Origin of the sequence: Gemmobacter nanjingensis (assembly GCF_014652195.1) — a bacterium.
Taxonomy (GTDB): domain Bacteria; phylum Pseudomonadota; class Alphaproteobacteria; order Rhodobacterales; family Rhodobacteraceae; genus Gemmobacter; species Gemmobacter caeni.
In genome coordinates, this window is the sequence record NZ_BMYI01000050.1 from 1 (window position 1) to 5440 (window position 5440).

Genomic DNA, 5440 nt, shown 5'->3' on the forward strand with positions numbered 1-5440 from the left:
CGTTTGCGCGACGACAGACACCGCTCGGGGCGAAAAACGCTTGCCCAGCGAGCAAAATCAGGCGATCTTGAAGTCAAGCGGCAGGCCACTTGGGGAATGTCGGAAGAAACTCTACCCGTCCTGACGCTTGGTCCGCCGCCTCATAGCCGTGCTGGGTCTTGCGATTGACGACCAACGTCCGGGCGTTAACCGTAACCGCAGTCCCAGGGGAAATGTCATATCGCGGCGCAACGTTCATCAGGCAACCCACACGCGGGAATGTTCCCAGATGACGTTGTCCCAGTCAGCTTGCAGTTTCTTCTGGGCGATCAAGCGATAGCAGGCCTTGAAGACCCTTGCTTGGGGCAGACTGACGAGCGGGAACAGGTCCCGCATGAACCACAGCGTCCGGCACCGATATGCGGCCTCGAGGACCTGCTCATCGGCTTCGGGATCACGATGTTCCGAAATCTTCCACATCCGGAACAGGTTTTCCCGGCGCTGGCGAGTGTAGGTGTCAGCATCGACAACGATCATGTCGTCGGCGATCTTCTGCCTCAGAGTGGCCGCGCCGATCTGGCCGATATGGCGCCAGGCTTTCTCTTTCTGGAGGCTGGCACGATAGCGAACGAAAACGAGGCGCCGGTGGCCATTGCGAAGCGTGATCAAGAAGTCGTGCGTGTAAAGCACATCCCGTGTTTCTTCCTCGCTGTAATAGGAAACGACGCAAGGTTGAAACCTGATGTCGTAGGTTTCCGGATCAAGAAGCCCTTCAAGTCCAACGGCGAATTCGGAGGCGCTTTCGGTGATCCCGACTTTAGGCTTCCACTGGTTTGCCTCGGTCCGATAGGTGAACCAGACATGATGCGAGACAGCGCTCCGGGATCCGGGATTGCGCTTTCCGTCAAAAGGCAGAACCCCGAAGATGGTCGGAAGGACGATTTTGGACACCTTGGGCAGTTTCGGTGGACTGTTGTTCCAAGTGTCGTGGTCGATGTAATGTTCAGACATGACTCGATCGTTCTCGGCCAACTGCCGAGTCTCGTGGATTGGGGGATGAGGGTCGGGAAGGGAGGGGTGTCGGCGAGCTTTATTGAAGCGAGTGCTTTGGTCGACGCAAGATCACGTGACGGCTGCGCCCGAAGCTGAGCTGGATCATTTTTGGTGGCCGCCTCGGCGGCGCGTCGAGCAAGTGTTTCATCACAGTGTTCCAGATTCGATGTTTTGCCGGGAAATGCCACAATGTGGCGATGGAGTCAAAAATTCCTCAAAAAACAATGACTTGCGAAAAATCAAAAGTGCGTGGACATTTTTCGCAGTTTTTGATGGCCTGATGCGGTCGCCGGTGTGTCATGCATTTATCTCGTGTCATTTCCTGTTCGCCGCGTTTCGGGGAGCAACGCGGCAAGGCATGAGCACAATATACTTGACTATATCGGCCGCGCCTATCCTGCCGGGCTTCAAGAATGTTGATAACTTTTCGGCTAAGACAGCTAACACCTAAGTAACTAGTTGGCCTTCGCAGCTGCCTAGTTAAAATGCCGAAGGCTGCCTAGCGCGATGTCTGGCGGCAGGTGAAAGGTTTTCATGCAGTCCGCTAGTCGCAGAAACCCATCGCCATTCGCCCCAATGTCATGAATGGCAATCCGTTTCACGCGCGAGGCTGCCTCGGTGTGAATGCCGAGCGGCTTTACGAGAAGATTGCGCGTGATGCCATCATCCGAATAATGGCTAGCTTGTCATCTTATGATCGCTTCGGTCGCAATCAACCACATTTGTATTGGCAGTCGTGAGCGATGCAGTGCGGTTCCCGAAGTTGGTGAGAATTGCTACCGGCATTCGCGGCACTGGAAGATATCTCGCGTCTGCAAAGTCTGAATAGACGGAGCGCCGCATTTAGGGCAGGTCACACGCTCCGGCCAGCGCGTGCGAACAAATCTGTCCCTGCAGGCCGCTGCGTCAGGCAACGCAAACCGCACGCCCCCGTCCGGCAGTTGAAGAAGCAGCGACAGGCGATAGAGATGGGCGGCCAAATCAGGATGAAGTCCAGCCGGTTGGGGCGTCGCGTCGAGACCTTCTGTAATGGGGCCAGTGCAGTCAATGGGTAATATTCAACAAAAGGCCCCCTCGAGGCTGAGCGCTTCGAGGGCATGGCTAAGCGGAACGGATAAGTCTTGGCGGTCACCCCCTCTGGCGCTTTCGATCCCGTTCCATCGATGTGATCCTACACCGGTTCGCGCTTCTGTCCGTGGTCGACGCAGTGGTCGCCAACTTGATGCTGGTTCAAAGCGGTCTCCGCGCGCCTATCTGAGATACGTGCTCGAAGCGGATGCTCCGGCGACAAGGCATCGAACGGCGTCATCGGAAACCGCGTCCTGGTGAGGACCTCGATGGCCGGTTTTCAGGTCGGCCAGTTCGTTGTTTTCAGTCGCGGCAACTTGGCTGGCTTTAAGCCATCTTGGCAGCTTGGAATTCGGTGTTGTCGACCCACATGCGATGCAGAATCACACCCATCCTGCGGGCCAGAGCGACCGCGGCCCGCTTAACGCCACGCCTACGAACAACCTGCTCCGCCCATGCGCGCAACCCATGGAGATCTTGGTTTTGACCCGCTTCAGCCGGTCGGTCCAGTCGAAGGACGTGAACTGCGATCCCTGATCCGTGTTCATGATCTCGGGCGGGCCGAACTTGTGGATGGCCTCGTTCAAAGCCTCGATGCAAAACTCGGCCCCCAGCGTGTTCGAGATGCGCCAAGCCAGCACCTTGCGCGTGAACCAGTCCATGATGGCCACCAGATAGAGAAAGCCTTTGCGCATCAGCAGGTAAGTGATGTCGGCGCACCAGACCTGATTTGGCCGATCGATCCGCAGCCCGCTGAGCAGGTAGGGGTAGGTCTTATGCCCCTTCGTGGGCTTGCTCGTATTGGGTGTCTGGTAGATCGGCATCAATCGCATAAGGTGCATCAGCCGCCGGATGCGCTTTTCATTCACGGCATGACCCTCGTTCTGCAAGTGCCACGTCATCTGGCGGACGCCTTAGAACTGCGTGTCCAAGAACTGTTTGTCGATCAACAGCATGAGGCCGAGGTTCATCGTCGTCTCGCCCTGCGGCGCGTAGCAGAACGACGATCGCGCGATCGACAGCAGGCGGCATTGCGCCCCGACCGACAGTTTGGGATGGTTGCGTTCGATCATGCCCCGCCTCACTTGCCGATCCAGGGCTTGAGCTTTCGTGACAAAAAATCGTTGGCGACGGCCAGCTCTCCGATCTTGGCATTCAGGTCGCCGACCGTTTCTTCGGCAACCTCGGCCGCCACCACAGCCTTGCCACCACGCTCAAAGATGCCTGCGGCACCCTCCAGAAGCGACCGCTTCCATTGATGGATCATCGTCGGATGGACGCCATATTCGGCAGCCAGTTCCGACACTGTGCGCTCTCCCTTCACGGCCTCCAGCGCCACCCGTGCCTTGAATGCCGCGTCGTGGTTCCTGCGTTTCGACATGTCCTGATCTCCTCGTGCTTGGAGATCAGCAGACTTCAGATCGCAGCTTCCGTCACTATCCGATTTTCGGGGGGTAGCTCAGAGGTGCCACCTGCTCGCCGCGAACAGGAGCAACCTAACGCAACACGCTGCTGAAGTTTGATTTATGATACTTTACGTCATAAAGTAAAATAATAATCGAGAATGGCAAGGATATGTTAGACCGCTTCGCCCATGCTTGTCATCAGCAAGCGAGGATCATGACGCAAACATGCGAGCGGTCATCAAAGATGGCTCTCCGACACAAAGGCTGGCCGCCCGTTGAGAGGCGATGGCGGGATGGCCCATGGCTCATCCCGCCGGGCTGCGGTTCACTGACTGCCAAGTGGACGGACCGCTGGAATTCGGTAGCTATCGGCCCAGGGCTGCACACGCTCGAACGCCGCGCTTGCCGACAAGACTGTCAGGTCATCGCGTCGCGGACCGATCAACATCAGTCCGACGGGGAGGCCGTCCGCCAGGCCGGCAGGGAGTGATGCGGCCGGATTGCCAGTGAAATTCGTCAGGAATGTCGGACAGAAACCGATCAGGCGATTTATGGGCGTTCCTGCTATCTCGGAGGGACCGACGGTCATGCCTCGCTCACCGTTGGGAGTTGGCAGACAGGTCGTGGTCGGGCCCGCAATCAGGTCGACTTGGCTGAAAGCAGCGTTCAGGACGTCATAGACCTTGGTGCGCATCACTTGATCGCGGTGCAGGTCGAGAGGGGTGGCGTTCTTGGCTTTCTGCGCCCATTCCATCACCGGAGCCGGAAAATCGGGTTCGAGATGCAACCCGTTTTCGGCAAAGCTATCGACGGCTGCGATCGTGACTTGAGAGATCATTCGGCACCAGAGCTGACTGAGCTCGTCATGTGTATAACCGAAATCGAGTGTGAGCGGGACGATTTTGGCGCCGGCCTGTTCGAACGCTCGCACGGCATGAGCGATCGTCGCGGCAACTGCGGGCTCGACTGGGAACCCACCGAAATCCGGGGTGAAACCGATGCGCAGGCCCGTGATCGTCGGCTGATCAACGGCGCCGAACCAATCAAGTCTGTCATTGAGACTGAACGGATCCGCAGGATCTGATCCAGCCAAGACGCTCATCGCGAGAGCCGCGTCTTCAACGGTGCGTGTGATTGGTCCCTCGTAAAGGAACGGCGCAGCGGCGCCAAACGCGTTGGGCCGTATCGCCAAAGGGATTCTGCCGGGCGAGGCCTGGAAGCCAAAAACATGGCACCAGGCCGCCGGAATCCGGATAGAACCTCCGCCATCCGTGCCATCGCCGATCGGCAAAAGGCCGTCGGCGACAGCAGCGGAGGTCCCGCCCGACGATCCTCCGCTGTTGCGGGAGAGATCGAATGGATTTCGTGTCGGACCATACAGGTCGTTGTCGGTGGTTCCTCGGAAGCCCAGTACGGGACTGTTGGTGATTCCGAGCACGACCGCGCCGGCTTCTTCCATTTTGGTCGCGTAGCGCGATTTCACGTCGAGCTTGAAGTCTCTCAGGCACCGAATGCCGCCGAGGGTCGAAGGCCAGCCTGGATAGAAGTTGAAGAGATCCTTGATCGCAGTTGGCACACCAGCGAGAGGGCCGACGTCCTCCCCTGCACGGATTCGGACATCAAGATCTTTCGCCCGGTTTCGGGCTTGTTCGAAATCCGTGTAAACGAAAGCGTTGATCGAGCGGTTTCGCGCCTCGATACGTGCAATGGCGTGTTCGGTGACATCCGCCGCAGAAATTTGACGCGTCCTGACGAGACGGGCGATCTCTGTTGCGGAGGCATAGTCCAAGTCTGATCTTTCCAATTGTCCATCCTCCCGGGTTGGTCTTCTCCGACATTCCCCAAGTGGCCTGCCGCTTGACTTCAAGATCGCCTGATTTTGCTCGCTGGGCAAGCGTTTTTCGCCCCGAGCGGTGTCTGTCGTCGCGCAAACG

At 57.9% G+C, this 5440-nt stretch carries 5 protein-coding genes and 2 pseudogenes; all 7 read right to left on the reverse strand.

Annotated elements, in window-relative coordinates:
• Positions 1-237 precede the first annotated feature (237 nt).
• The gene (locus IE126_RS25230) at positions 238-990 is read right to left on the reverse strand and encodes a hypothetical protein (protein ID WP_189383104.1); all 753 of its coding nucleotides are present in this window, start codon (positions 988-990) and stop codon (positions 238-240) included.
• A gap of 818 nt (positions 991-1808) precedes the next feature.
• The gene (locus tag IE126_RS26540; RefSeq protein WP_407646100.1) at positions 1809-1958 is read right to left on the reverse strand and encodes a transposase; all 150 of its coding nucleotides are present in this window, start codon (positions 1956-1958) and stop codon (positions 1809-1811) included.
• A 469-nt stretch (positions 1959-2427) separates the two neighbouring features.
• Positions 2428-2568, reverse strand: a pseudogene (locus tag IE126_RS26195) (IS110 family transposase); the annotation flags it as partial.
• A gap of 50 nt (positions 2569-2618) precedes the next feature.
• A pseudogene (locus IE126_RS25240) lies at positions 2619-3002 on the reverse strand (DDE-type integrase/transposase/recombinase); the annotation flags it as partial.
• 12 nt (positions 3003-3014) lie between these two features.
• Positions 3015-3173 (reverse strand): hypothetical protein, encoded by a 159-nt coding sequence (locus tag IE126_RS25245; RefSeq protein WP_189383110.1) that lies wholly within the window; start codon positions 3171-3173, stop codon positions 3015-3017.
• Between the two features lie 8 nt (positions 3174-3181).
• The gene (locus IE126_RS25250) at positions 3182-3481 is read right to left on the reverse strand and encodes a transposase (protein ID WP_189383112.1); all 300 of its coding nucleotides are present in this window, start codon (positions 3479-3481) and stop codon (positions 3182-3184) included.
• Between the two features lie 350 nt (positions 3482-3831).
• Positions 3832-5295 (reverse strand): amidase, encoded by a 1464-nt coding sequence (locus IE126_RS25255; protein WP_229825939.1) that lies wholly within the window; start codon positions 5293-5295, stop codon positions 3832-3834.
• Positions 5296-5440: the final 145 nt, after the last annotated feature.